The 25,168-nt window shown below is 68.4% G+C and carries 29 protein-coding genes and 1 pseudogene; 27 read left to right on the forward strand and 3 right to left on the reverse strand.

What is annotated here, in order from left to right; all coding sequences use genetic code 11:
* The first annotated feature begins 1 nt into the window (after position 1).
* From IR155_RS07630 to IR155_RS07680, 11 genes are all read left to right on the forward strand, one after another.
* On the forward strand, positions 2 to 178 hold the full coding sequence (locus IR155_RS07630) for a hypothetical protein (protein ID WP_167760732.1): 177 nt from the start codon (positions 2 to 4) through the stop codon (positions 176 to 178).
* 27 nt (positions 179 to 205) lie between these two features.
* The gene (locus IR155_RS07635) at positions 206 to 592 is read left to right on the forward strand and encodes a TadE/TadG family type IV pilus assembly protein (RefSeq protein WP_409366551.1); all 387 of its coding nucleotides are present in this window, start codon (positions 206 to 208) and stop codon (positions 590 to 592) included.
* Positions 592 to 1,044 (forward strand): TadE/TadG family type IV pilus assembly protein, encoded by a 453-nt coding sequence (locus IR155_RS07640; RefSeq protein WP_135114252.1) that lies wholly within the window; start codon positions 592 to 594, stop codon positions 1,042 to 1,044. Before IR155_RS07635 ends, IR155_RS07640 begins: the two co-directional genes overlap by 1 nt.
* Positions 1,041 to 1,451: a hypothetical protein gene (locus IR155_RS07645; protein ID WP_135114253.1), complete on the forward strand. Its 411-nt coding sequence runs from the start codon at positions 1,041 to 1,043 to the stop codon at positions 1,449 to 1,451. The genes IR155_RS07640 and IR155_RS07645 overlap by 4 nt, the downstream gene beginning before the upstream one ends.
* 11 nt (positions 1,452 to 1,462) lie before the next feature.
* Positions 1,463 to 2,086 (forward strand): hypothetical protein, encoded by a 624-nt coding sequence (locus IR155_RS07650; RefSeq protein WP_135114254.1) that lies wholly within the window; start codon positions 1,463 to 1,465, stop codon positions 2,084 to 2,086.
* A gap of 22 nt (positions 2,087 to 2,108) precedes the next feature.
* Positions 2,109 to 3,128, forward strand: coding sequence for a hypothetical protein (locus tag IR155_RS15935; RefSeq protein WP_228066810.1), 1,020 nt, complete (start codon positions 2,109 to 2,111; stop codon positions 3,126 to 3,128).
* A complete protein-coding gene (locus tag IR155_RS07660) occupies positions 3,128 to 6,196 on the forward strand; it encodes a LysM peptidoglycan-binding domain-containing protein (protein WP_135114255.1) in 3,069 nt (1,022 codons plus the stop codon). The genes IR155_RS15935 and IR155_RS07660 overlap by 1 nt, the downstream gene beginning before the upstream one ends.
* Positions 6,197 to 6,198: 2 nt before the next feature.
* Positions 6,199 to 6,798: a prepilin peptidase gene (locus IR155_RS07665; protein WP_167760734.1), complete on the forward strand. Its 600-nt coding sequence runs from the start codon at positions 6,199 to 6,201 to the stop codon at positions 6,796 to 6,798.
* Between the two features lie 13 nt (positions 6,799 to 6,811).
* Positions 6,812 to 7,102: a hypothetical protein gene (locus tag IR155_RS07670; protein WP_135114257.1), complete on the forward strand. Its 291-nt coding sequence runs from the start codon at positions 6,812 to 6,814 to the stop codon at positions 7,100 to 7,102.
* Positions 7,103 to 7,175: 73 nt separating this feature from the next.
* Positions 7,176 to 7,385, forward strand: a complete 210-nt coding sequence (locus IR155_RS07675) for a hypothetical protein (RefSeq protein ID WP_135114258.1) — start codon at positions 7,176 to 7,178, stop codon at positions 7,383 to 7,385.
* Between the two features lie 156 nt (positions 7,386 to 7,541).
* Positions 7,542 to 7,874 carry a CPBP family intramembrane glutamic endopeptidase gene (locus IR155_RS07680; RefSeq protein ID WP_167760735.1) on the forward strand — a complete coding sequence of 111 codons (333 nt, stop codon included), beginning with the start codon at positions 7,542 to 7,544 and terminating at the stop codon, positions 7,872 to 7,874.
* A 42-nt stretch (positions 7,875 to 7,916) separates the two neighbouring features.
* Here IR155_RS07680 and IR155_RS07685 read toward each other — a convergent pair whose 3' ends face one another.
* Positions 7,917 to 8,285, reverse strand: coding sequence for a hypothetical protein (locus IR155_RS07685; protein ID WP_135114260.1), 369 nt, complete (start codon positions 8,283 to 8,285; stop codon positions 7,917 to 7,919).
* A gap of 500 nt (positions 8,286 to 8,785) precedes the next feature.
* Between IR155_RS07685 and IR155_RS07690 the strand changes: the two genes are divergently transcribed.
* The 14 genes from IR155_RS07690 (at position 8,786) to IR155_RS07755 (ending at position 20,032) form a co-directional block, all read left to right on the forward strand.
* The gene (locus IR155_RS07690) at positions 8,786 to 9,670 is read left to right on the forward strand and encodes a hypothetical protein (RefSeq protein WP_135114261.1); all 885 of its coding nucleotides are present in this window, start codon (positions 8,786 to 8,788) and stop codon (positions 9,668 to 9,670) included.
* Between the two features lie 113 nt (positions 9,671 to 9,783).
* Positions 9,784 to 10,119, forward strand: a complete 336-nt coding sequence (locus IR155_RS07695; RefSeq protein ID WP_209306751.1) for a hypothetical protein — start codon at positions 9,784 to 9,786, stop codon at positions 10,117 to 10,119.
* The gene (locus tag IR155_RS07700) at positions 10,116 to 10,469 is read left to right on the forward strand and encodes a hypothetical protein (RefSeq protein WP_135114263.1); all 354 of its coding nucleotides are present in this window, start codon (positions 10,116 to 10,118) and stop codon (positions 10,467 to 10,469) included. The genes IR155_RS07695 and IR155_RS07700 overlap by 4 nt, the downstream gene beginning before the upstream one ends.
* Positions 10,470 to 10,525: 56 nt before the next feature.
* Positions 10,526 to 10,984, forward strand: a complete 459-nt coding sequence (locus IR155_RS07705; RefSeq protein ID WP_135114264.1) for a helix-turn-helix domain-containing protein — start codon at positions 10,526 to 10,528, stop codon at positions 10,982 to 10,984.
* Positions 10,984 to 12,096 (forward strand): zeta toxin family protein, encoded by a 1,113-nt coding sequence (locus IR155_RS07710; protein ID WP_135114265.1) that lies wholly within the window; start codon positions 10,984 to 10,986, stop codon positions 12,094 to 12,096. Before IR155_RS07705 ends, IR155_RS07710 begins: the two co-directional genes overlap by 1 nt.
* Before the next feature lie 90 nt (positions 12,097 to 12,186).
* Positions 12,187 to 12,462, forward strand: a complete 276-nt coding sequence (locus IR155_RS07715; protein ID WP_135114266.1) for a hypothetical protein — start codon at positions 12,187 to 12,189, stop codon at positions 12,460 to 12,462.
* A gap of 89 nt (positions 12,463 to 12,551) precedes the next feature.
* A complete protein-coding gene (locus IR155_RS07720) occupies positions 12,552 to 13,196 on the forward strand; it encodes a GntR family transcriptional regulator (RefSeq protein ID WP_032495311.1) in 645 nt (214 codons plus the stop codon).
* Positions 13,197 to 13,359: 163 nt separating this feature from the next.
* The gene (locus IR155_RS07725; RefSeq protein WP_135114267.1) at positions 13,360 to 14,685 is read left to right on the forward strand and encodes a uracil-xanthine permease family protein; all 1,326 of its coding nucleotides are present in this window, start codon (positions 13,360 to 13,362) and stop codon (positions 14,683 to 14,685) included.
* A complete protein-coding gene (atzD, locus tag IR155_RS07730) occupies positions 14,682 to 15,743 on the forward strand; it encodes a cyanuric acid amidohydrolase (protein WP_032495309.1) in 1,062 nt (353 codons plus the stop codon). The genes IR155_RS07725 and atzD overlap by 4 nt, the downstream gene beginning before the upstream one ends.
* Positions 15,740 to 16,465 (forward strand): biuret amidohydrolase, encoded by a 726-nt coding sequence (biuH, locus tag IR155_RS07735; protein WP_032495308.1) that lies wholly within the window; start codon positions 15,740 to 15,742, stop codon positions 16,463 to 16,465. Before atzD ends, biuH begins: the two co-directional genes overlap by 4 nt.
* Before the next feature lie 83 nt (positions 16,466 to 16,548).
* Positions 16,549 to 17,118 carry an alpha/beta hydrolase gene (locus tag IR155_RS07740; protein ID WP_194210311.1) on the forward strand — a complete coding sequence of 190 codons (570 nt, stop codon included), beginning with the start codon at positions 16,549 to 16,551 and terminating at the stop codon, positions 17,116 to 17,118.
* 23 nt (positions 17,119 to 17,141) lie between these two features.
* Positions 17,142 to 18,890 (forward strand): allophanate hydrolase, encoded by a 1,749-nt coding sequence (gene atzF, locus IR155_RS07745; protein ID WP_032495306.1) that lies wholly within the window; start codon positions 17,142 to 17,144, stop codon positions 18,888 to 18,890.
* A 238-nt stretch (positions 18,891 to 19,128) separates the two neighbouring features.
* Entirely contained in the window at positions 19,129 to 19,515 is a 387-nt protein-coding gene (locus IR155_RS07750) for a hypothetical protein (RefSeq protein WP_135114268.1), read from the forward strand.
* Between the two features lie 331 nt (positions 19,516 to 19,846).
* Entirely contained in the window at positions 19,847 to 20,032 is a 186-nt protein-coding gene (locus IR155_RS07755; RefSeq protein ID WP_032495303.1) for a hypothetical protein, read from the forward strand.
* Positions 20,033 to 20,132: 100 nt separating this feature from the next.
* On the opposite strand, the gene IR155_RS07760 is transcribed toward IR155_RS07755, so the two are convergent.
* On the reverse strand, positions 20,133 to 20,300 hold the full coding sequence (locus IR155_RS07760) for a hypothetical protein (RefSeq protein WP_167760736.1): 168 nt from the start codon (positions 20,298 to 20,300) through the stop codon (positions 20,133 to 20,135).
* Between the two features lie 30 nt (positions 20,301 to 20,330).
* Positions 20,331 to 20,792, reverse strand: a complete 462-nt coding sequence (locus tag IR155_RS07765) for a helix-turn-helix domain-containing protein (protein ID WP_209306752.1) — start codon at positions 20,790 to 20,792, stop codon at positions 20,331 to 20,333.
* Between the two features lie 473 nt (positions 20,793 to 21,265).
* Between IR155_RS07765 and IR155_RS07770 the strand changes: the two genes are divergently transcribed.
* Both IR155_RS07770 and IR155_RS07775 read left to right on the forward strand, forming a co-directional pair.
* Complete coding sequence (locus tag IR155_RS07770; protein ID WP_135114269.1) at positions 21,266 to 21,565, forward strand: hypothetical protein; 300 nt, start codon at positions 21,266 to 21,268, stop codon at positions 21,563 to 21,565.
* A 312-nt stretch (positions 21,566 to 21,877) separates the two neighbouring features.
* Positions 21,878 to 25,168, forward strand: a pseudogene (locus IR155_RS07775) (hypothetical protein); the annotation flags it as partial.

Below are 25,168 nucleotides of genomic sequence, written 5' to 3' on the forward strand. Positions count from 1 at the left end.
CATGGACAAGGCAATCGAGGCCATCAAGGCCCGCTACGACAAGGTCATCGAGACCGGCGAGAAGGGGCTCGAGAGCGCGGAGAAGGCGCTGCTGATCGCGCTCGGCTGCGGTATCGCGGTCGTGCTCGGCGGCGCGATCTCGGCGTTCGTCGCGAGCCAGACCGGCAGCCTGCCCTGACCTGGGCCGGCATCCAGGAAGATCGCCGTGCGCTCGATCCGCAGTCGCGTTTCAGATGATCGAGGACTCTCCACCGCGGAGTCCTCGATCATCTGGAGCGTGTTCTTCCTGGTGGTCCTGACGATCCTCCAGGCCGCGGTGTACCTGCACGGCTACAACCTCGCTCAGGCGGCCGCCGCCGTCGCCGTCGAGGAGACCCGGCTCTACGACGGCGGCACCGGCGACGGCTACGCCGCTGCCTCGAGCACCGCTGCGAAGTCCGGCGGCATGCTCAACAACATCAGCGTCAACGTCTCCCGCTCAGCCACGCAGGTCTCTGCCACGGTCACCGGAGACGTTCCGCTGCTCGTTCCCGGGATGAACCTCACAGTCACCGGCACCGCGAGCGGCCCGGTCGAAAGGTGGGTGGACTGATGCACATCATCCGCCGCCTCCGCGATCGCCTCCGCCGGGACGAACGTGGCCTGGACAGCGCAGAGTTCGTCATCCTCGTGCCCCTGTTCGGCATCATCCTCGGCCTGCTCATCGCCGGCGGACGCCTCGGCCTGGCCGACATCAATGCCCAGGGCGCCGCCTCGGCAGCTGCACGCGCCGCCAGCCTCGCCGCAACGGCCACGGCCGCTCAGGGCGAGGCCCACGCCGCCGCTCAGTCGCAGCTCGCCTCCGCCGGCATCAGCTGCGCACCCCTGGACATCGTCGTCGACGCCAGCGGCCTGAACACCGCGATCGGTGAAGCCGGGACCGTCAGCGTGCAGGTCACCTGCACGGTCCCGCTCGGCGACCTGCTCGTGCCCGGCCTGCCCGGCAGCCGCACCATCGCTGCCAGCGCCAGCAGCCCGATCGACCCATACAAGGAGAGGGGATGACCATGCTCCGCAGCATCCTGCAGCGACTGCGCGACGATGAGCGCGGCTGGGTCGCGCCCATGTTCGTCGTGCTCGTGCCCGTCTTGATGCTCGCCACCGGGCTCGTCGTCGACGGCGCCGCGAAGATCCAGGGCAACGTCCACGCCGACCAGGTCGCCGCCTCCGCCGCCCGCGCCGCGACGGCCGCCGTCAGCGGGGGAGCGATCCGCAACGGCGCCATGAACCTCAACGGCTCCGCCGCCTACCAGGCAGCGATGGACTACGTGAACTCCTCCGGGTTCAGCGGGTCCGCAATCGTCTCCGGCAACGAGATCCGCGTCGAGGTCTGGTCAGATGTAGAGACCATGTTCCTCGGCACGTCGCTGCCCATCAGCGGATCCGCCACCGCGGCGCTGATCACCCAGTGAAGGAGATCTCCATGAAGCTCAACCGCACGACCGTCGCCAGCATCACCCTCGGCGCGATCGCGCTCGGCCTCCTCACCGGGTGCACCACGAGCGCCCCACAGGCCACTGAGAGCCCCTCGCCGACGCCCACGCCCACGGAGACCGCCCGCGGACCCGTCGCGCCGCCCGAGAGCGAGGAAGAGGCTATCGAGCAGGCCGACGCCGTTCTGACCGAATGGTTCGAGACACGAGGCGCCGTGAACGCGACAGCAGGCACCGCCCTCGATACGGCACCCCTCGAGGAGCTGTCGACAGGACGAGCTCTCGAGTTCTCCGTCAACGATGCGACCCAGATCTCGACCGGCCCGATCCTCAACGTGGACGAAGTGAACGTCGAAGGTCCTGGGACGTCTGAGGGGGCGATGACCTTTGAGACGCGCAACGCCTATGGCCAGGAGTGGGAAGGCATCGAGAACGGCCTCGTGACCATCAACGCATGCCAGGACGCCAGCGATTACCAGGTGTACGCGAGTGACGGCTCCGAAGCGATGATGCACCCGGACCCTCGACAGCTTTTCGACTACCAGGTCGTCTATGACGCCGACCGCGAGGCCTGGCTGGTTTCCGACCTGATCAGCCTGGGTCAGACCTGCTGATCATGACATCTCGGGGGGAGATATGACCAAGCGCTTTCTCACAGCGCTCATCGGGGTGATCGCGGTTGCTATCGGGCTGACCACAGCCGTAACCGCCCCGGCCAATGCGGCCGGTGGCGTGTGGTGCGACCCCGGCAGCGGCCGCTGCTACGTCACCCTGGCGTCTCCACCTACCGATCCGGCTTACAGTCCCGACTCCAACGGTTGGACCGCGGGGGCGCCAGAGTGCTTCGTCGAAGTAACCCGAGAGCTTGCGGAGGATTGGGGGCTCTCCACCGATGAACTCAAGGTGATCCCGATCAGCGCGACAGCGGCGCGCTGGTTCATGTCGATCTCCTGCGGTGACGGGCAGTCGTATTGGTCGAACAACCGCCAGTGCTACATCAGCATGGCTCCTCAGCCGTGGCCGCCCCGAGGCGGTTACAGCGACGAGGCGGGCTACTACCAGTGCATCAAGCCTGCACAGTTTGGGCCCGGCGTCTGGTCCTACTTCTGGTCAGAGACCATCCCACCCGGGCTCCAGGTCTACACGCCAGGTATGGCGGCGCTGAAACTCATCGAGACCTTCCAGCTGCGCGGTATCGACATCGGCATGGCCCCCGAGGTGAACCCGGACTGGGGGCACCGGCGCTCATACGTTGGCATCCCGGTCTGGCTGTGGGTCGAGAATCCTCAGCCGCTGACCTGGGGTCCATACAGCGAGACGGCGACGCTCGGCGGGCAGACGATCACTGCCACGGCGCGAGTGTCGTCCGCGGTGTGGAACATGGGTGACGGCCGTACCTTCGCGTGCGGGGCCGGCACCGCGTACAACGAGGGCTACGGACTGGCCGACTCGCCGACCTGCGGTCACCGCTACCTGCAGACCTCGGAGAACCAGCCGGGCGATCGCTACCGGGTCAGCGCGACGACTTACTGGGTCATCGAGTGGACATCACTTGCCGGCGTTGGAGGCACCGTGAACCTGTCCACGACAAGCGACACCATCGAGCTCGAGGTCAACGAGCTGCAGTCCGTGAACGTCAAGACGAACGGAGGCTGATGATGATCAAGCGCATCGTCGTCGCATTGGGGGCTCTGGCCCTCTCCGCCCTGCTGCTGGCGGGGATCCCGCTGCTGCTCATCGATCTGGCCGGCAACCCGATCCCGTCGTGGGATCGTCTCGTCGAGGCGTTCACGATGCCCGACTACGGTGGCCGGTTCCTGATCGGCACGGTCATCCCGGTGGCGGCGTGGATCGCCTGGGCGACGTTCGCGATCGGGTTCCTCGCCGAGATCCCCAACCAGCTGCGTGCGCTGCGCGGTTCCGCGTCCCCGCGGCACCGCGTTCGTGTGCCGATGCTTGGTGCGCAGCAGAAGGCTGCGGGCGTGCTGATCGCCGCGATCCTGGCGGTGTTCATGCCGTCGACGGCGATGGCCGCCGAGCCGACCCACGCGGAGACGTACGCCGCTTCGTCGACGTCGATCAGCCAGACCGCGGTCTACGAGGCCCCTGCTCCTGCCGCTCAACCCGCTGCTCAGCCCACGACCGCGGAGGCGGCGGCGGCGGACGAGCGGCGGGTGGTCGAGTCGGGCGACACGCTGTGGGCGATCGCGGAGGAGGAGCTCGGCGCGGGGGAGCGGTACTCCGAGATCTTCGAAGCATCCCGTGACTCGGTCCAGCCGGGTGGGCAGCACCTGAGCGACCCGGACCTCATCCTGCCCGGCTGGACCGTGACGATCCCGAGCGCTCAGCAGGCCGCGCCCGCGTCGGTGCCGGAAGAGGCCCCGGTGCCGCCGGAGCAGGCTCCCGTCGAGGCGCCGGTGTCGGAGGATGCCCCTGCCGTCGACGAGGCCCCTGAGGTCTCGGAGGCTCCGGCCAGCGAGACGTCGGCCGATGAGGGTACGGCGACTGAGGACGTGCAGGAGTCCGCGGGCCCCGGGTTCGTCACCGGCGGTGACGACACCCCGGCAGAGCAGTCCCAGGCTGACGATGAGGAGGCCTCCGTGGTGGCTGACGTCGACGAGGACGTGGACGAGACCGACTGGGTCGACGTGGTCACCGACTGGCGCACGCTCGGCGGCATCGGGGGAGTCCTGGCCGCCGGTCTGCTGTCCCTGCTCGGCCTGCGCCGTGCGAACCAGCGCCGCAACCGCAAGCCGGGCACTCAGGTGGCGATGCCGGACGAGACGATCAGCACGGTCGAGCTCGAGCTGCGCGCGGTGGAAAACCCCGAGGGCATGGACGCCGTCGACCACGCACTGCGTCTCCTCGGCTCGTGGGCGCAGAAGACGGGCCAGCCGCTGCCGACCCTGTACGCGCTGCGGCTGAGCGAGACCGAGATCAACGTGTTCCTCGAGGAGCCGGCCAAGCTGCCGGAGCCGTTTGTGGCTGACACCGACGACAATATGGCCTGGGTGGTCGCCCTCGACAAGATCGAGGCGATCGAGGAGATCCCCTCCTCCCCGTACCCCGGCCTGGTCACCCTCGGCAAAGACGAGACCGACGCGAAGCTCATGGTCGACCTCGAGCGACTGGGCGCGCTGAACGTGCTCAGCACCGACCCGCAGCTGCAGGCAGCTGCGCTCACCGCGCTCGCACTCGAGCTGGCCACCGTTCCGTGGGCGGACTTCGTGCGCGTCACGCTCGTCGGTGTTGCGCCGGAACTGCCCGAGGGTCTCGGCTCCGGGCGGGTGCGCCACGTCGACGACGTCTCCACGCTCCTGCACGAGCTGCGCGGCCAGGCACGCGAGATCGAAACCGCGCTCGCACTCGAGGGCGGCGAGGGGTTGCACCAGCGCCTGCAGTCGGAGGCGTGGGCACCTGAGGTCATCGTCCTCGGCGAGGTCCCGGAGGAGCCTGCGCGTTCCGAGCTCGCCGAGCTCGTCTCCCGGATCCCCCGCGTGGGCATCGCCGCCATCAGCGGCGGTCCGCTCACCGGAGCGTGGAACTACACCGTCGACTCCAAGGACGCTGCAAGCCTGGAGATCCCGGATGCGGGTGTCGCGCTGCCGCTGGTACCGCAGCTGGTCGGCAAGGACGACTACTCGCGGATCCTCGCTCTGTTCGGCGTCGCGACGGAAGGCGACGCGGTCGAGTACTCCCCGGCCTCTCCCGAGCTCGAGCTCGACGAGATCCCTGCCCCGGAGAGCCCCGTCGACGTGGAGGCTGAGGCCGCCGTCACCGCCGCCGTCGCCGTCGCCGCCGCCGCCGCGGCCGCGGCCGCGGCCGCGGCCGAGCCTGCCGCCGACGTCGAGACCGCCGCCAATGCCGAGGCACCCGTCGAGGCCGCCGCCGAGGATGCTTCGATCGACGAGAAGATCGCCGCGACGGTATCGCTGCGGGCGCCGCGGCTGCGCCTGCTCGGCTCGGTCTCGCTCACCGACCCGCAGGGCGAGACTCCGACGAACCCGACGACTGCGAAGCAGTGGGAGTCCTCGATCAGCCGAGCCACGGAGCTGATCGCGTTCCTCGCGACCCGCCCCACGGGCCAGGCGACGACGGAGGAGGTGCACGCCGCGCTCTGGCCGGGTCAGCAGCACGACACCAAGCAGGCCAAGCAGTCCCGCGAAGGCCTGGTCTCGCGCACCCGGCGCTGGCTCGGCAAGGACGCCAACGGCGAGTGGTACCTGCCCTACGCCACCGGCGGCATCTACACCGTCTCGGAGGCCCTCACCCGCGACTGGCAGGACTTCCTGCGCCTCGTCGGGGACGACCCCACCGTGGCGGACACCGCGGATCTGATCAAGGCGCTCGCCCTGGTGAGCGACCAGCCGATCAGCGGCGTCAAGAGCAAGCGCTACGGGTGGGCCGAGCAGCTGCGGCAGCAGATGATCTCCACCGTCAGCGACGCCGCGCACGAGCTCGCCACGCGCGCCCTCTCGGCCGGGGATACCCGCAACGCCCGCATGGCGGCCGCCGTCGGCCGGATGGTCGAGCCGGAGAACGAAGTGCTGTGGCGGGACGGGATCCGCGCTGAGCACCTCGCCGGCGATCGCGCCGGCGTCGAGCGCCTGGTCGACCAGCTGCGCCGCCTCAAGCGCTCCATCGACCCCGAGGACGACGAGCTCGGCGCCGAGACGCAGGCGCTCGTCGACCAGCTGCACGAGCGTTACGCGATGGCCAGCTGATCGTGACCACGATCGCGAGCACGCCCACCAGGATCCAGGCCGCAGGCTTCGGGATCCTCCTCGCCGCGGCTGCCGTCGCGCTGGGCGTGCTCGCCGGCCACCTGACCCTCAACGGCGCTGAGCAGGCGATCGGGTGGGCGGCCACCGCGGTGTTCGCGCCCTTGGGCCTTGGGCTGGCCGTGATCGACGCACGCGAGCACCGCCTGCCGAACCTGATCACCCTTCCGCTGGCCGCAGCGATGGCCATCGTGGTCACTGCCGGCGCGGGCGTCTCCGGACAGTGGGCTGCACTCGTGCAGGCGCTCCTGTCGGGCCTGGGGCTGGGAGTCGTGTTGATGCTCGTGGCGATGACCGGCACGCTCGCATTCGGGGACGTCAAGCTCGGCCTGTCCCTCGGGATCCTCACCGGGTGGTTCAGCTGGACCCTGCCCCTCACCGCGGTGTTCGCCGCGTACGTTCTGGCCATGCCACACGCACTGGCCCTGCTGGCCCGGAAGCGCCGCACGGAGGCTCCCGCGGCCGCGGGGCCGACGTTCATGCCGATGGGTCCCTACCTGGTCGCTGGCGCCCTCCTGGTGACCCTGGCGACGCTGCTGCTCTGACCGTGAGGAACCCGTGAACCCCATCGCCCAGCCCGAGACCAACTTCAACGCTCCGGACTCCGTCCTCGCCCAGACCATCGCCGCAGACAGCGGATGGCAGCAGGACGGCAGTGGGGCGGTCTACGACGAGCGCGGCGTGATCGTCGCCAGCAGCCTCGCCGACCTCGGCATCATCGGCCGCGAGCTCGGCTGGTTCACCCCGCGCGGTACTGTCGCCAGCGGCCTCGTCTGGGCGAAGATCCCCGACGGCTCCGCGACTCGCGCCGACCAGGCGCGCGCGGCCGCCCGTCGGCTGGGTCTCTGAGCGATCGGGCAGCCTGTCAGACGGCCCCCTCGTGGCGCACCTATACGGGTGAGCCACGAGGAAAGGGGCCCTCATGCAGAGCATCTCGACACCCGCAGCACACACCTGCACGTCGACAGCCGATCGAGCCTGGGACCAGGCGCACGCCTACGCCGTGGCCGCCGGCATCGACCAGGCCCAGGCGTTCGCGGACGACTACGCGTTCCTGATCGACGACCTGGTGCACGAGACCCGCTATCCGGACGTGCCGCTGCCGACGCCCGCTGAGCACGTCTGGCCCTAGCTCGAGCTCGGCGGGTTCATCAGCGGGCGCCGGCTGCTGGCCGCGCTCGTCACGGGAGTGGCCGGCGGCCTGGTGAGCTTGGCGATCGGGGGCGCACTGCTCCTGGTCCCGGCTCTTGCCGAGTCCGCCCCTGCCTCGGATGCACGGTTCGACGCCGTGGCCGGCACGCCGCCCTGGGTGCCGCCGGCGTTCTTCGCGATCTACGCGGCCGCGCCCGAGGAGATCATCTACCGGGGCGTGCTCCTCGGTGTCCTCGCGCTGAGCGTCGCGACGACCAGGAGCCGATGGGCTCGGGCCGTGGTGGAATCGGGAGCGCTGCTCATCGTGAGCGTGGTCTTCGGCCAGGTGCACCTCGACTGGTCGCTCCTGAACGCGGTCACCGCCGGGATGACGGGTGCGGTCTACGGCATCGTCGCGATCGCCACCCGGAGCCTCTGGGCCGCGATCATCGCCCACATGCTCTACAACGCACTGATCTTCGTGGTGTGAGACTTCCTCGCCTTCGGAGCGGGCAGTCTCCCTAACCGAATGTCAGAGCGGGGCGCCCCAGTAATCCTCGGCGTTCACCTCGAGCGCGAGGCGGATCGTCTCGACCTCGTCGTCGCTCGCGCCCGGGAGTGCCTGGGGGAGGGAGCTCAGCACTGCGGCCAGCGGGATCGGAACCTTGCCGTCATGGTCGAGGTGCCGGTTCACCGACGTCAGGTACTCCACGACGACGGCCATCGCATCGTGTGATCCGAGGCTGCGCAGCGCAGCCAGCGCCAGGCGTCCGGTGTCGTCGCCGATGTGGTGGTGCTCGCGTGCGAAGTTGCCCTGCTCGAACGCTGTGCGACCGCAGTCGCGCGCAGCGCCGTAGAGGGCGTTGCGGAGCGTGTAGTCGTCGATCGTCACGTCGGCCACAGTGGGTGCCTTCCTACCGCCGGCCGCCGTCGACCGTCGATGCCAGAAGGGTAGCCGTCCGCGACGACATCGCCGGTCAGAATCCGACCCGACGGAGCGCCTATACGGGTATGAGAACGCTCGACATCCTGGATGACTCATTCCCCCACGGCACGCCTCACGGCTACGCCGAGGGGTGCCGTGGGGCGGCTTGCCCGGCGGTGATCAGCTGCCGGGACGTGCACCGTCGCTACAGCGGCGACTGGGGCTTCAAACGCCTCGTCGACGCGGGGGCATCCCTCGAGGAGATCCTCGACCGCGACGCGGCCCAGCGCGCTGCAGCGCGCCAGCTAAGGAAGACCGCTGCTCGGGAGGGCGATGCTCAACCGGCGCCGACCGCCGAGCCGACACGTCCGCGCCCGAAGCCTGCTGCGCGGCCGGTGCCGGCGAGTCGAGTTCCACGGAAGGTATCTCAGCGGCCGACGTCCACACCCACGCCAGCTGCCGAGGATCCGGCTCCTGTGCTCGAGGCCGGCAAGCGCCACCCGGGTTACAGCTGGCTGGATGAGCAGCATGTCGACGGGCTCGATGAGGTCTCGGCGGCGCAGTGGATGGAGCAGCTCGAGGAGTACCGGGCCGCGCTGGATGAGCACGTGCGCCAGCTCGACGCCTGGAAGCGCGATCGCCTAATCCGCATGCGGGCCTTGTCTGCCGCGCAAAGGCAGCTGGCGCAGGCGAGGGTCGCCGAGAGCACCGGGCTGACGCTGGGCGGGGCGATCCCCGCAGCCGTCGCGGCCGCGGCCGCGGCGTACGAGCAGGCCGCAGCCGAGGCCGCACAGCTGAGCGACAAGCCGGCTGCACCGCGGAAGCCGCGCCGTCCGAAGAAGGGGACAGCGGCGACCGGATCTCGGGTGCTGCAGCCGCACGGCACGAACGCGTGCCGTGCCCGCGGGTGCGACCGACCTGAGTGCATCGAGGCTGGCCGCGCCTATTACCGCGAGTGGCTCGCGAACCGGCGCCGCCAGAAGATCCCTGCCGAGATCCACGGCTCCGCGTACGGGTACCAGCTCGGCTGCCACGACCGCGACGCCTGCCCGGCCGAGATCTCGTGCGCCGACGCCTCCCTGGCTGAGGAACGGCGGCGACGCAGGGCGGCCGGCATCCCCGAGCAGGCCCCGCGCGTTCCGGCCGATCCCGTGCGCGAGCACGTGCGCGCGCTGATGGCCGCCGGCATGGCGCTGTACACGATCGCCACGACGGCAGAGGTGTCCATGTCCGGGCTCAAGACGCTGCTCTACGGGCGCAGCGGAGCACGCAAGGGGGAGTACCCGACGACGATCGAGCAGCGAAAAGCCGAGCGAGTCCTCGCACTGCCCCTCCCGCACACCCGAGCGAAGACGGCGTAGCTGTCAGATCGGCAGCTCACTGATCACCTATACGCGCAATAGACCGGCGAACCGAAGGGGAATGGGCGATGGGATACAGCGTCTACGAAGACCGTGACGCGCACGATCATGGCGTGAGCCGGTGGGCCGGCTATGGCGTGCCAGCCGTGTGCGACTGGCCCACCTGCAGCACGGAGATCAACCGCGGCCTCGGGTTCAAGTGCGAGCGCCGCTACATGGAGACCGAGGACGGCGAGGAGATCGAAGAGGACGGCTGCGGCCTGTACTTCTGCATCGAGCACCTCGCCCTCGGCTGTGTCCCTGAGCACGACGGCTTCACGCCCAAGCCCGACACCGCGGAGTGGGAGCAGTGGATGCTCACGGACGAGTCCTGGGAGCCCTGGCGGCAGGAGCACCCGGAGGTCGTCGCGCAGCTGCGGCAGCGCCACGACCTGGAGAAGGCATCATGAGCCCCATCGTCTGCACCGGTGCCGTCCAACACCGCTCCTTCCGCGATCGCGTGGACCACATCCTCGCTCGCGCGATCCGAGGCCTGTTCTCCGGTTTCGTCCCGCTGATCTTGATGGCCTGGCTCTTCCTCGCCATCGCCGCGCTCAACATCGTCGTGCTCGCCCTCTTCGTCGTCGTAGCGCTCTTCACGATGGGCGTCACCGGGCGATGGGACGGGCTGGGGAACCTCGGGGTGGTGCTTCTCGCCGGCTTCGTCCGAGCGCTGCTGGTGCTGGCGATCACCGCAGCGCTGCTGTGGGTCAACGACCTGTCCGGCCGCCTCGCTGCTCCGCGGCCGCGACGCCACTAAGCCATATGCATATCTGCATATGGCTGGTAGCCTGGAAGTGAAGGAGGTGGATCATCATGAAGACCCTGGACAAGGACCAGGAGCTGCGTGAGCTGCAGTTCCTGCAGCGCCGTACGACGCTGAGCGCGCGCGACTTCGCCGCTCGGCTGCTCGCGCTGAACAAGCGGGGCATCCACCAGGACGAGCTCGCCGAGGCGACCGGCAAGAGCCAGTCGCAGGTGTCGCGTCTGATCCGCGATGCCGCCAAGCAGCACCCCGCCGATGGCGAGGAGAAGCCGGCCGCCACCGCGATGGAGCTCGTGCGCCGGCGCGCTCGAGGCGAGATCGCGCACGACCAGTTCGTCGAGCTACTCAAGACGTGGGACTACGACCCGTCGTACAAGACCGAGGGGCTGCACGACGATTGGGAGTTCGTCGACAACAGCTTCGACGCGGTCTCGGACGCGTGGATGAACTACGACCTGCTGACGGACGAGGAGTTCGAGGAGATCTTCGCCGCGGTCAAGGGCAGGTAGTGGACGACGCTGCACGCGCGCGCCATCTCGACGCGCTCCGGGCGCTGACCGCGCCTGGTGGGAGCATCGACCCCGAAGCTCCCACCGCCACGCATCAGCGTCCGGAGAACTACGTCGACGGCACGTGGACCATGCGGCGGCAGAAGCTGCACAAGCAGATCCTCGACGAGTACTTCGCCGAGAACCCTCACGTGGCGCGGGATAACCGCGCCATCATCATGAGCGGCCCTCCGGGCGCCGGCAAGAGCTCGGCGCTGAAAGAGAAGGTGCCGGACGAAGAAAAGCACCTTTGGCGGACGATCGACGCCGACGAGTTCAAGAAGCGCCTGGCGTCGAAGCTGCGCCAGACCGGTGAGTTCGAGGCGATCATCCCGCCGGATGTTCAGGCGCGCATCGACGCCGGAGAGACATTCACGCCGGGGGAGTTCGCATCCCTAGTCCACGAGGAGTCTTCCTGGCTGGCCGCGCGCGCTGCGCGCCGCTCGCTGCAGCGCGGTGAACGGGTCGTGCTCGACGGTGTGAACGGCTCCAAGGGAAAGCTGATCAGCCGACTCGAGGGACTGCAGGCCAGCGGATACGTCCACGCGGAGATCATCGCCGTCGACGGGCCGCGAGAAGTCACCAGAGCGCGCGTGGAGCACCGCTGGTACGAGGCGTACGCCAAGTATGTCGACGAGGGTGACGAGGACGCCGGCTACGACGCCCGGTACGTGCCCGAAGAGGTCACGAACGTCCTCTACGTCGAGACCGACCGGTTCTCCGCCTGCTCGCGAGCTGTCGGCGACCTGGTCAAGGACGGCCCCGTGCAGGGACTCGTCGTGAACGCGCAGATGTACTACGTCGACGAGCCGGCAGGCAAGCCGCAGCTGTGGCGCACCTTCCAGCAGGACGGCGACCGCTTCATCGTCACCAAGCACCGGCGCATCGACGCCCCGAGCTCCAGCGGTACCGCGGCGTCGACTACGGCGGAGCAGCCGGTGAGCTCGAGCGACAGCCAGGCAGCAGACGGCCCCGCGGCCGCGGGGGGTATCGTCGTCCCCGGCTATGTGAGGAAGGACGGCACGGTCGTCCGCTCGCACACGAAGAAGCGCCCCACCCGTCGGCAAGGCTGACCGACGGACGACGTCGACGCTCGGCCGCACCTGACCTGTCGGAGGGCCGTGATACTCCTCGGACCACGAACAGCCGACAGGAGGCGCGTCATGACAGAGACCACCACGACCACCGGATCCGGCCCCGTGCGGCTGGAGGGCTACGTCGGACAGACCGAGCTCGGCCAGGCTCTGGGGATCTCGTCCCAGAAGGTCGGGAAGCTGCTCGTCGGCCTCGGGCTCAAGGACGGCAAGGAACCCACGCCCTACGCGCTGCGGATCGGCGCAAGCAGCGAGCCGATGATCGGCCGGCACGGTGCCGACACGTGCGTCTACTGCCTCTGGAAGCCCGAGGTCGTCATCCCACTGTTGCGCAAGATCCTCTGACGGCACGAGGCCGCGCGGTCAGACGGCGGCGCTCGGATCTGACCGCCTCACCGCCGGCTAATACATCGCTGTCTGGCTAGGCTCGCGATGTGATTCCCGACGACCTCGCCTCTCCGCGGGACCTGATCTCGCGTTCACTTCGCGACGACATCCTCAGCGGGCAGATGGAGCCCGGCCATCGCCTCATCGAGGCGAACATCGCCGAGCGATTCGGTGTCTCCCGCGTTCCAGTGCGCGAAGCACTGTCGCAACTCCAGAGCGAGGGCTTCGTTGAGCTGGTTCGCTACCGAGGCGCCACTGTCTCCGGCGCCTCCCGCGCAGACGCACTGGAACTGATGCAGGTTCGACGCGGGCTCGAAGTGCTAAGCGCCCAGCTTGCGGCGCAGCGTCATGGGGGCGACGTCGCCGACGCGCTCTCCGCGATCGTCGATCGCGCCCGGCAGGCCCGCAGCACGGATGCTATGAATGCCGTTCCACCGCTGGTCTTCGAATTTCACGAGCTCGTCGCGACAGCATCCGGGAACCGCCAACTGGCGGAGATGCTGGATCGCGCCCTGCGCCGGGTGTCGTGGGTGTTCGATCGCCACCTCGAGGCGCGTGCGGACGCCGAATGGGACGACCACGCCGCCATCGCGCACGCGATCCTTAACGGCTCCCCCGTGCAGGCCGGCTACCTCATGAGCGAACACATTGCGAAGGACGAACTCCTCATTCGAGAACTTCACGCAGGCTAGTTGTATACGATCGAGCGCGCCGAAGGTGGTTTCTCTCGGCTCTAACACGGTTGATACGTGCACGAAACGTCGCTGTCACGCAGGTCGTATACAAAATGACCGCGACGTCACGTCGCGTGCCTCCCGGACGGGGGGCCTCCCACATCCCACCTGGAGACGAGCCATGTCTACGAACGTGCCCACGACCGACGTCCCCCCGCCCCGAACCCGCCTGCCCTGGTGGAGAGCGATGCTGTTCGGTCTGCAGCACGTGATCGTGATGTACACCGGCTGCGTCGCGGTTCCCCTGGTCTTCGGAGCAGCGATGGGACTGGATCAGAGAACAATCGGCATCCTGGTCAACGCCGACCTGCTCGTCGCCGGGGTCATCACGATCATCCAGGCGCTCGGGATCAAGAAGATTCTCGGGGCGCGTCTGCCCGTCGTCGCGGGTGCGTCCTTCACCGCCGTCACTCCCATGATCCTGATTGGGGAGCAGTACGGGCTCTCCGCGGTGTACGGAGCCATGATCGCAGCGGGCGTCTTCGGGGTGCTCGTCGCTGTCCCGTTCTCACGGCTGCTGCGCTTCTTCCCGCCCGTTGTCCGAGGAGCGGCCGTCACCATGATTGGCCTCTCACTTATCGGCAAGGCCGTCTCGATGATCTTCGACGACGGCCCTGCCGACGGGCAGCAGCTCGCCCTGGCCGGCGGCATCATCCTGGTTATCCTCGCCCTGATGCGCTACGGACGCGGGTTCTTGTCGCAGGCCGCGGTGCTCATCGCGCTCGTCGCGGGCACCCTTGCCGCCATGGCGTTGCAGCTCACGGACTTCTCCGCCGTCGGGGACGCGGCGTGGTTCGGACTCCCCCAGCCGTTCCTGTTCGGCGCGCCCACCTTCCCGATCGCGGGAATCATCTCGATGTGCATCGTCATGCTGGTGATCTTCACCGAGACCACGGCCTATCTCCTCTCCATCGGGGAGACCATCGGGAAGCCCCCGACCCAGGGTCAGCTCTCCCGCGGACTCGCGGCCGACGGCGTGTCCGCCGTCCTCGCCGGGTTGTTTACCTCCTTTCCGGACACCGTCTTCGCTCAGAACGTCGGCCTCGTGCGGATGACCGGCATCACCTCCCGCAATGTCGTGGCCATCGCGGGAGGGATCCTGATCGCTCTCGGCCTGGTGCCGAAGATGGGTGAACTCGTGGCGAGTCTGCCCGGCGTTGTCATCGGGGCGGTGAGCCTGGTGATGTTCGCGACCGTCGCGGGCGTCGGCATCAGCACCCTCGCGAAGGTGGACTTCGGCGACCTCAGCAACTTCCTCATCACTTCGATCGCGCTCGGGATCGGCATGATCCCTGTCGTGGCGCCCCAGGTCTACGCGGATTTCCCTGCGGAGGTCCGAATCATCTTCGGCGGCGCGATCAGCAGCACCGTCATCGTTGCGTTCACCTTGAACCTGGTGTTCAACCATGTTCGCCGCCCCCAGAAGAAAGCGAAGACTCCCGCGTGAGCAGCACCGCACTTTATACCGTGCCCACCGCAGGCCCTGACGATGTCGCAGCACTGAAGGCCTTGGACGGGCACTCCGCGTCCGACATCCTCGCCGTGATTGGCAAGACCGAGGGGAACGGCTGCGTCAACGACTTCAGTCGCACTCTCTCCGCCGCCGTCTGGCATCCGCTGCTCGAAGACTCCGCCATCACGGTCTTCTCAGGCGGCGCCGAGGGCGTCATTAGCCCGCATGTGAATATTTTCGTCCGCGACGAGCGTCAGTACAGCGGGCACCCGCGCGGTCTGGTCACTGCGGTCGGGCGTACGCGCGTCATCGGCCCTGAGGAGATCGGGCGGCCGGCGCAGGTGGACGCGGTCCATGAGACCGTGGTAGCCCTGCTCACCGAGCTGGGCGTGGGACCGGACGACGTGCATCTGGTGTTGATTAAGTGTCCGTTGCTGTCCTCCGATGCGATTGCGGGGGTGCACCGTCGGGGCCTGCGACCGGTCACCACCGACACATATGAGTCCATGAGCCGTTCCCGGGCGGCGAGTGCACTGGGGATAGCCATGGCGCTGAAGGAATGCGACCGGGACCGCGCCCTCCTCGCACTGGAGGGACGCGACGACGTGTGGTCCGCTCGCGCGTCGGCGAGCTCAGGGGCAGAACTCGACGATTGTCACATCCTCGTCGTAGCCGAAAGCGACGCCGCCGCTAACCCGCTGCGGGCAGCGCACACGGCGATGCGTGACGCGCTCGACATTCAAGCCCTCACCGAGGTCTTCGATCGGATCGCCGCCGAGGGCGGCACCGTCCGGCAGATCTTCGCGAAGGCCGAAGCCGACCCGTCGGGCGCGATCCGGGGGTACCGGCACACGATGCTCACCGACTCCGACGTCAACGCCACGCGGCATGCCCGCGCGGCCGTGGGCGGCCTCATCGCGGCCCTCCATGGAAACGGTGCCGTGTACGTCTCCGGCGGCGCCGAACATCAAGGCCCCTCCGGAGGCGGCAGCGTGACCGTCATCTACGACGTCCCCGCTACAGCAAACGCCACAGGAGAAGCATCCCGATGATCTACTCGACCGTGAACGCGAACCCCTACGCGTGGCCCTACGACGGCAGCATCGACCCCGCCCACACTGCTCTAATCCTTATCGACTGGCAGATCGACTTTTGCGGCCCTGGCGGCTACGTCGACAGCATGGGTTACGACCTCAGCCTCACGCGCTCAGGGCTGGAGCCGACCGCGCGCGTGCTGGCTGCGGCAAGAGACACCGGCATGACCGTCATCCACACCAGGGAGGGCCACCGACCCGACCTCGCCGACCTCCCGCCTAACAAGCGCTGGCGATCCGCCAGCGCCGGGGCGGAGATCGGCAGCGTCGGACCATGCGGACGAATCCTGGTGCGAGGTGAGCCGGGATGGGAGATCGTTCCGGAAGTGGCGCCTCGCGAGGGTGAGCCGATCATTGACAAGCCGGGCAAAGGCGCGTTCTACGCCACGGACCTCGACCTGTTGCTGCGGACGCGGGGGATTACTCATCTGATCCTCACGGGTATCACCACCGACGTCTGCGTGCACACCACGATGCGTGAGGCGAACGACCGCGGATACGAATGCCTGATCCTTTCGGACTGCACGGGCGCCACCGATCGGAAACACCACGAGGCCGCGCTCAGCATGGTCACCATGCAGGGAGGGGTCTTCGGCGCCACCGCCCACTCGGACGACCTCCTCGCCGCTTTGGGCACGACAGTGCCCGCGGCGGCCGGGCCTCGAGCGCGCACCGAATGAAGTTTGTCCTGATCCACGGCGCCGCCACCGACTCGCGCGTCTGGGATGAGCCCGCTCGTGCGCTGCGAGCCGCGGGAAACGACGTGCTGGCCCCCGACCGACCGCAGTCCGGCGACCTGGACACCGAAGTGGCGTTCCTTGCTCCGATGTGCGTGGATGCGATGGTCGTCGGCGTCAGCGGAGGCGCCACGCTCGGGCTGGAGGTCGCCGCCCGCGGAATCCGGCTCCGCGGAGCGCTGCTTCACGAGCCGGCCGCCGGCTCGTTGGCGCCCGGGCTCCTGAGCCATGTGGCCGAAGGACTCGAACGAGACGGGGTGCGCGGCTTCGGCAAAGCGCTCTACGGCGACGGGTGGAACACGTCTTTCACGCGCGCGACCGAAGCGACCGTGCGTCGGGAGTTCGCGATGTTCGGCGCCTTCGAGCCCGCACCGCTGTCGGTTGCGCCCCAATCCATCTCGATCACGGTCGGGTCGGCGTCACCCCCCTCCAGGTTCGCATCGACGCAAGCGCTCGCGGCGTTCCTCGGGGCCCGGTGGAGCGTGCTCGACGGCACGGGTCACGCCGCCCACCTGGACAACGCGCTCACCCCCGCCGCGATCGAACGGCTGACCGGGTCGGCCTCGGAACCTCTCTCCCACCAACCATCCCAATGATCAGCTGAGGACTTCTCCCCATCATGAGCTTCACCCCGCCCACTCCAATCGACGCGGCCCTTCCGCTGACAGAGCGCATCCGTCGCGCATACGAGCGCATCGCGGATGTCGACAGACCCGAGGTGTGGATCACTCTCCGAACGCAGCAGGATGCCCTCGCCGACGCACTCGAGATCGACAGGCGGTACGAGGCGGGCGAGCAACTGCCCCTGCGAGGCGTGTTGGTGGCCGTCAAGGACAACATCGACGTCGCCGGCCTGCCCACCACCGCCGGCTGCCCGGAGTATGCGCGCGTGGCTGAGCGTTCCGCGGTGGCGGTACAACGGCTGACGGCGGCGGGCGCGATCATCCTGGGGAAGACCAACCTCGACCAGTTCGCCACGGGACTCGTCGGCACGCGGAGTCCGTATGGCGCCGTCCGCTGCGCGTGGGACTCGGAGCGGGTGTCCGGAGGGTCGAGTTCCGGTTCGGCGACCGCTGTGGCGCTCGGGATAGCGGACATCGCACTGGGTACGGACACCGCCGGTTCGGGTCGCGTTCCGGCCGCACTCAACGGGCTGGTGGGCATCAAGCCCACGCTCGGGCTGATTCCCGCGGCGGGCGTCGTGCCGGCGTGCGTCGACTATGACGCGGTCACCGTCTTCGGTCACGACCTCGAGCTGGCAGCGCGGGCCGTCGCGATCATGGCAGGCGGCTCGGAAGAGGACCCTCGAAGCCGAGTGGCCCCGTCGGACGTCCCACTTTCCGCCGGGCTGGCCCCTCGACTTGCGATTCCGCGAGATGAGGACCTCGCGCAACTCGCACCCGAATACGCCGAGGCCTTCGCCAGGACGGTAGCTGGCCTCGTCGATTCCGGCCTCTCGCTCGAAGCGGTGGACATATCCCCGCTGCTCAATGCCGCGACCCTGCTGTACGACGGGGCCATCGTCGCCCAGCGCTATGCCGCCGTCGGCGAGTTCCTCGAGACACGGCCGGCCGGGGCCGACCCCACCGTGGCCGGTATCGTGCTTGCCGCTCGGAAGCCGTCAGCGCACGCGTACGTCGATGACCTGGACGCCCTCGCCGAAGCGAAGTCGTACGCCCGTCGCCTCATGGCGTCCTTCGACGCACTCCTGCTCCCCACGACGACAGAGCACCCGACCATCGCCGCGGTGCAAGCCGAGCCGGTGGACATCAACCGCCGGATGGGCACCTTCACCAACTTCTGCAACCTGTTGGACATGGCAGCGGTGGCGGTTCCCGGCCAACCCACCGCCACGGGCCATCCGTTCGGCGTGATGGTCGTCACGGTGGCGTTCCATGACGAGGTCGCACTCGAGATCGCCGGGCGGATCTGCGGGGCGCCCAGCTCGTCGGGCATCATCAGCGGCCACGAACTGTTCGTTGTCGGGGCGCACCTGCGCGGCGAACCACTTTACGAGCAGCTCACCCGTCGCGGGGCGCGGTACGTCGGCGAGGTGACGACGTCAGATGCGTATCGTCTCGTCGTCCTGGACACCGTGCCGCTCAAGCCCGGGCTGGTCCGGCATGGAGACGGCGCGGGCGCACCGATCGCCGGGGAGCTCTACGAGCTCTCTGCCTCGCACCTGGCCACGCTTCTCGCTGAACTCCCCTACCCGATGGCGCTCGGCGCCGTGGAGCTGGCCGACGGTCGCACGGTGACGGGGTTCTCCTGCGCATTGGAAGCGGCGGTCGCCGGGACCGATATCACCGAGTACGGCGGGTGGAAGGCGTATCTGGCTCACGCGGCCGACGTGCAGTCGGGGCAATGAGGCAGGTCTGTCGCTCTTTCGCCGACGAACCTGGTCACTTCACGGCGGTCCTCACGCGTGCTCAGTCCGTCGCGGTCGAGGATGGTGCTTTGTAGCCAAGGTGGAGAATCGCGCGTTGAACTCCGCGTTGTCTCTCGACATGTGCAATGCGTATGCCGGCCAATCCGAGGCGTAGCTGGCGTTCGAGGGCATCAGTGCCGCGCAGATCGCCAAGCGCACCGGCACCAAGACCGACGCGGTGAAGAAGGGCCTCGCCGTCGCGGAGTCCGCGACCGTCACGTCCGCGCTGCACGAGCACTCGCTGACGCTCGATCAGGCGGCGGTGCTGTTGGAGTTCGAGGACGCCGCCGACGCCCGCGCGCACCTGGTCGAGGTCGCCACCACCGACCTGACCCAGGTCGAGCACACCGCGCAGAGCCTCCGCGACAACGCCGCGGAAAAGGCCCGCCTCGCCGCCGTCGAGCAGGAACACATCGACAACGGGTTCCAGGTGCTCACCCGTGGCGAGGCGTACGGGGAGGGGAGCCCGTGGGTGGTCCTCCGCAAGCTCCACACCGCGGACAGCGCACAGGTTGCCGTCGAGCACATCGCCACCGTCCCGGTGCGCGGCGCGCTCCTCGCCTGATCAACCGGACGGGGACCGGCTTACGCCGGGCCGCGTCACCCGCGGCATTATCCTGCCGCATCACCCTCAGCTGCAGAAGGAAGGCTTACCATGACCACCACCACGACACCCGCCGTCGACGTCGACGTGTGGGGATACACACCGGGGCGCTGCGCGAGGCTGAAGCCGCCGTCGACGCCGCCCACGGCATCCGGCGACGTCGATCAGGTCGCCGCGGCCGCGTACGCGCTGATCGTCGCTGCGGCCGCGCACGGCTGGCCCACCGCGACGGCCCTGGTGTTCAAGTACGAGAGGACCGGTCCCGTCGCCCACCTATGGGGGGCTGTGGCGTGTGGTCGATGTCGACGGGCGTGTGCTGCGCGAATGGGAAGACGAACCCGGCGACGCGACCGACGAGTCCGAGGAAGAACCTGTCGCCCTCAGCCTCATCACTAACCGCGCCGCGACGCTGCACGCCACGTCCTACGGCACGCCCACCGGCACCGCGGCGACCGTGCTGCACACGCTCACGCTCTGATCATGGCGGTGGGCTGACCCTGACCGGGCCGGCCCACACGAGAGGGAGATCCCCTCGACCCCGCTCCAACGCGGGCCGCGAGTTCCCCGCTCGAGCACGGTCAGCTGCGCGGCCGCGGCTTGTACTTCTTGCCCGCTCGAATGTTGACGTTCTCGATGACGCCGACAACGGCCAGGCTCGCGGCCACGAGAAGGATGACCGCCCACCCGAGCACGTTTAGCCACGTGCCGGCGAACACCGCCGCCGTCTGCTCCGCCGCGACGCTCATCTGGATCAAATCAGACTTGATCAACACGGCCTAGGCGGCCTCGTCACCGTCCGGCTCCGGCTCCGCCGCGTCCGGGTAGCGGAGCCGAGCCGAGGGCACCTCAGCGAGCACACGCGCCGCGACAGCGCGATGGAACGACGCCGGCAGCTCGTCGGGAGAGTCCTCGTCGATCCGCGGCACCACGATCACACGCCGGCGCGGCTCGTCGTCGAACTCCGCCAACCGGAACACCTCGTCCTCGACGGCACGGTTGAAGCGATCGCGCAGCTCGAACATCCACCCGGCCGCGGGAATCGGCACCGGCCCCCGGTCCTCCCAGTTGCGCACCGTCCGCACCGCGACCCCTCGCTGCTCGGCCACCCATGGCGCCGTCAGCCCGAGATGCTCCCGCAGCACCTTGAACTCGGCCGAGGACATCGGCGGCACACCGCCGCGCAGATGGGTCTCGCTGCCGACGACGACCAGAACCGGAGGGCGAGGAGCTCGAACCATGCCCCGAATCTACTTCACTACTAGTGAAATCTGACTTCACTACTAGTGAAGCCATCGGCTCCCAGAGGCCCCGATCTCGCTTCACTACCAGTGAAATTGCGGCCCCGCAGCGCCCGCTGCAGCCCATTGGAGGGCACAGAAGGGCCGATTTCGTTTCACTACTAGTGCAATTTCGGCGCTTGAGGGCCTCACTTACACCTAGGGCCTCCGCCAGGGTGTAAGGCATTTTTTGGCTTCTGATCAGGGGTCTTACACCCCTTGCACTCCTTACACCTTCCGGAACATCACTGTTATAGGCGCAGGGAAGCTCGATGCAGGCTCGCTGAGAAGATTTCTGGGACCTTGTGTCAGATCCGGTGCCGGCCGAGCACCTACCTGGGTATGAGCAGCTCGTGGTCTAACGCCGACGCGCCGACACGCCGACACACCGAGGGCGCTCCGAACCTGGTTCAGGTGCGGGGTATGGTTTCGACATGGCTCAGAGGAACCGCGGCGATCGGGCGTACATGCCCCTCCGTCCTCCGACGGATCAGCAGGAGCATTACAAGCAGAAGGCTGATGAGCTGGGCATCTCCCTCGGCTCGTACGGTGTCATGCGACTCGCGCAAGCAGAAGGCCTCCCTGTTCCCGACTACATCACCGACGAGATCGAGCAGGCACGCCGCAAGCGACTCAACGCTGCAGCTCGCCGCCGGACTGAGCAGCTCTCGTTCCTCGAGGTCCGAGAGGACGACACCGCGCGAGGAGGTCAGCCCTTGGCGCGCACCGCATAACGAGGAAGACCTCCTCGAGTTGGCGCTCGAGAAGGTCTTCGAAGTGAGTGAGGCCCGGTTGATGCTTGGCGGCGGATCCGGAGCCATTCAGTTGTAGGGGCCCCTTGGCGGGGGCGTTTCGCATACCTGAAAGGAGGTGTACGTACGCGATGGTAGCGCAGAACTCTGTCTTTTTCAGCAACCCGATCCAGGAACAGCTTCGTGTCGTACGTCTCCTCCGCCGTGTGCGGGGGAGGGCTGACGCGTGCGTAGCCTGACCCTTCTGCAGCTGAACGTCGCTCCGCACCGCCTCGATGATCGAGGGGGTGAGTTGTGAGCCTTCCTGACGACCGGCGCCGCTCGATCGATCGCGTCTGGGATGCCCTCGACGCCCGCGGTTTCAAGCCGGCCCCGCTGCGCGGAAACCACTTCCTGGCGCTGTGCCCGGTGCACGACGACAAGAAGCGGTCGCTGCACGTCTCGTACGACGCGGCCGACGAGAAGACCCTGATCCGCTGCTATGCGGACTGCGACAACCGCGACATCGTCGCCACGCTGGATCTGACCTTCTCCGACCTGTTCGACAAGCCGATGGAGCGCTCGGACGGAGACCGGAAGGCGCAGAAGCCCCGCGCTCCGCGGGTGAAGCTGCCCGAGCGGATCACCAAGGACGACGCAGTCGACGATGGCCAGCTCGAGGACCTCTCCAAGGCGAAGTGGGAGCGGGTCCGCACCTACGAGTACGCCCGCCCTGACGGTGTCGTGGTGCAGAAGGTGCACCGCGAGGAGACCACCCTCGACGGGCGCCGGCACAAGCGGTTCACGCAGCAGTTCCTCAGCGCTGCGGGCCGGTTCGTGTCCCGCAAGCCCAAGGGCTTCGAGCCCACCCTGTACCGGGCCGGATCCGTGGTCGACGCGATCGCCGCGGGCAAGCCGGTGTGGCTGCTCGAGGGCGAGAAGGACGTCGACAACGCCGTCGCGATCGGCCTGGTCGCCACCACCAACGCGCAGGGCTCCGGCAGCTTCCCGGAGTCGCTGGCGGCGATGTTCGCCGGCGGCGAGGTGCACGTCGTCATGGACAACGACGTCGCCGGCTACAAGCGCGGCGTCCACCTGCACGAGCTGCTCACCCCGATCGCCTCCGATGTGCGGCTGTGGCTGCCGGCCGTCGAGGTCGACAAGGCCGATCTAACCGATCACCTTGAGGCCGGACACGGCGTCAAGGACCTGGTGCCGCTGTCCGTCGACGACGCGAAGATGATGGTCGCCGCCGGTGAGGCCCGGCAGATGGTCAAGCGCATCGAGGTGTGCAAGCGCGAGGTGATCGCACAGGTCTTGCGCGAGGCCGAGGACTCGACCACGAACGGCCACCTGTGGGCGCAGGAGGCCCTCAAGCGGTGGGAGCGGCTGTACGAGCTGTCCAACGTGCCGGCCTCCCCGAAGGGCTACAGCCGCCGCGGCGCGGCCTCGCTGGAGGAGTTCCGCAAGCTGCGCAGCGACACCGCCGCGGTGGTCGTCGAGGCGTACGCGATCGCCGAGTTCCCCGCCCCGGCACACGTGCGCGACGTCGCCGACGAGCTCGCCGAGGAGATCCCCGTCTCCACGGCCGAGCGCCGCTTCTACGGCCACGACAAGAGCACCGATTACTACGGCGTCGTCCCCGGCCACAACCGCGCCATCTTCCGGGTCAAGCACGGAGAGACGGTGCGGATCCGGTTCGACAGCGACGGCAAGCCGCGCTTCGACACCGTGATGGAGGGTTGGGGCCAGGTGCTGGCCACCTACGTCGAAGACGACGATGTCGAGGGCGGCACCACCAAGCCGATCCACGAGATGACCGTGAAGTTCGAGCGTTGGATCCGCGGCCAGGACGGCAAGCCGCTGTTCGGCGACGACGGCCACGAGCTCATCGAGACCGCGATCGTGTCCTGGGACAACGAGCAGATCCAGAAGGGGACCTGGGTCGAGGCGCTGCCGTGGAACAACATGCTCGCCATGACCGGCAAGCAGGGCCGGGAGATCGCATTCAAGGCGCTGTTCGAGGCCCGCCCGAGCCCTCGCTACCGCACGCCGGTGTACACGGCCACCGGCTGGCGCACCGACCCGGACGGCAACCCGTTCTTCATCACCGAGGGCAAGAAGATCACCGCCGACGGGGCCAACGAGGTGCACACCTCCCTCGCTGCCGGCGCCGAGACGTTCGAGCTGCCGGACCCGACCGACGACGTCGAGCAGCTGCGCAAGGCGTGGCAGGAGGCCGTGATCCCGGTGGCTCAGAAGCTGCCTGCCCGGGTCATGGCCCCCCTGTTCGGCGTGGTGTGGCGCAGCGTGTTCAAGCGCGTCCCGATGGTCACCTACGCCTGCGGCGGCGCCGGGTCCGGAAAGACCGCCACCGCCCGCCTGGCGATGCACTTCCTCGCCCCGCAGCTGATGCCGCAGGGCATGAGCGACAACGCGCCCACCGCGACGCTGTCGGCCACCCACGGCGCCTCCACCGCACTGGGCCTTGCCGGTGCGCTCAGCACCATGAAGGACGTCACGGCGCTGCTCGATGACGTCACGGCCACCGACGGCAACGCGCAGGCCGTGATGGAGAAGTTCGCCGGCATCGCCCGCTCGAGCTTCGGCCGCCTGCCGCGCACGAAGAGCTCCCGCCTCGGCAAGAGCTTCAACACCGCCCCGATCCGCGCCACGATCATCGCCACCGGCGAGGTGTCCTTCATCGGATCCGGCATGCAGCGCCTGTTCGAGATCTCGATGCAGCCGGGCGAGCTCGGCAACCCCCGCGAGATCTTCCCGTACCTCGAAAGCGAGGAGCAGCGCGAGCAGCGCGGCCTCCTGGGCGCCTCGCTGATCCAGTGGCTGTGCAGCCACCGCGACAAGATCGACGAGGAGATCAAGGCCGCCCGCAAGGATCCCAACCACCCCGACAACGTCGACGTGCTGTGGGAAGAGCGGATGAAGACCCTCCCGCACACCGACGAGATCAAGGGCCGGCTCATCCTCGGCCTGATCCCGATGGAGCACGGCATCCGCCTCATGCTGCGGATGCTCCGCGATCGCGGCGTGATCTCCAAGGCGGAGGCCGACGCGTTCTACGAGTGGTCGATCGCGGGCCTGCTCGAGGCGGCACGCCGTCAGGACTCCGTCGGCCGCGACGCCGGCGTGCAGGCACTGCACTACATCCGCGAGGCGCTGTCGTTCGGGCAGGGCCACCTCACCGACCCCGAGGGGAACCCGCCCCAGGATGCCGAGAACTTCGGCTGGCAGAAGCGCCGCAGCACCGGCTCGATGGGCATCCCGCAGGACAACTACGTGCCCTCCTCGCACCACATCGGCGTCATCAAGGACGACCGGGTCTACCTGGTGCCCTCGCTCACGCTCTCGGCGATCAAGAAGATCTCCCGCGACGCCGGCGAGGGGTTCAACGAGACCACCACCTCGCTCGGATCGATCTTCGCCGGCCGCGGCTGGATCGAGACCGCCAAGGACGGCAAGCGCCAGGTGACCCGCTGGGTGCTCGGCAAGGCACAGCGCGTGTGGGACTTCCCCCTCGACCTGGTCCTCGGCCGAGACGAAGACGGCGGCACTGACCCGAGCACGGAGATCCCCGCACCCTCCCCG

It is taken from the genome of Microbacterium paludicola (assembly GCF_015235415.1).
In the GTDB taxonomy this organism is placed as follows: Bacteria; Actinomycetota; Actinomycetes; order Actinomycetales; family Microbacteriaceae; genus Microbacterium; species Microbacterium paludicola.

Coding starts and splice junctions, on each gene's coding strand:
- IR155_RS07630 (WP_167760732.1), top strand. CDS start 2: ATGGACAAGGCAATCGAGGCCATCAAGGCCCGCTACGACAAGGTCATC.
- IR155_RS07640 (WP_135114252.1), top strand. CDS start 592: ATGCACATCATCCGCCGCCTCCGCGATCGCCTCCGCCGGGACGAACGT.
- IR155_RS07645 (WP_135114253.1), top strand. CDS start 1,041: ATGACCATGCTCCGCAGCATCCTGCAGCGACTGCGCGACGATGAGCGC.
- IR155_RS07650 (WP_135114254.1), top strand. CDS start 1,463: ATGAAGCTCAACCGCACGACCGTCGCCAGCATCACCCTCGGCGCGATC.
- IR155_RS15935 (WP_228066810.1), top strand. CDS start 2,109: ATGACCAAGCGCTTTCTCACAGCGCTCATCGGGGTGATCGCGGTTGCT.
- IR155_RS07660 (WP_135114255.1), top strand. CDS start 3,128: ATGATGATCAAGCGCATCGTCGTCGCATTGGGGGCTCTGGCCCTCTCC.
- IR155_RS07675 (WP_135114258.1), top strand. CDS start 7,176: ATGCAGAGCATCTCGACACCCGCAGCACACACCTGCACGTCGACAGCC.
- IR155_RS07700 (WP_135114263.1), top strand. CDS start 10,116: ATGAGCCCCATCGTCTGCACCGGTGCCGTCCAACACCGCTCCTTCCGC.
- IR155_RS07705 (WP_135114264.1), top strand. CDS start 10,526: ATGAAGACCCTGGACAAGGACCAGGAGCTGCGTGAGCTGCAGTTCCTG.
- IR155_RS07715 (WP_135114266.1), top strand. CDS start 12,187: ATGACAGAGACCACCACGACCACCGGATCCGGCCCCGTGCGGCTGGAG.
- IR155_RS07725 (WP_135114267.1), top strand. CDS start 13,360: ATGTCTACGAACGTGCCCACGACCGACGTCCCCCCGCCCCGAACCCGC.
- biuH (WP_032495308.1), top strand. CDS start 15,740: ATGATCTACTCGACCGTGAACGCGAACCCCTACGCGTGGCCCTACGAC.
- atzF (WP_032495306.1), top strand. CDS start 17,142: ATGAGCTTCACCCCGCCCACTCCAATCGACGCGGCCCTTCCGCTGACA.
- IR155_RS07760 (WP_167760736.1), bottom strand. CDS start 20,300: ATGAGCGTCGCGGCGGAGCAGACGGCGGCGGTGTTCGCCGGCACGTGG.
- IR155_RS07765 (WP_209306752.1), bottom strand. CDS start 20,792: ATGGTTCGAGCTCCTCGCCCTCCGGTTCTGGTCGTCGTCGGCAGCGAG.
- IR155_RS07770 (WP_135114269.1), top strand. CDS start 21,266: ATGGCTCAGAGGAACCGCGGCGATCGGGCGTACATGCCCCTCCGTCCT.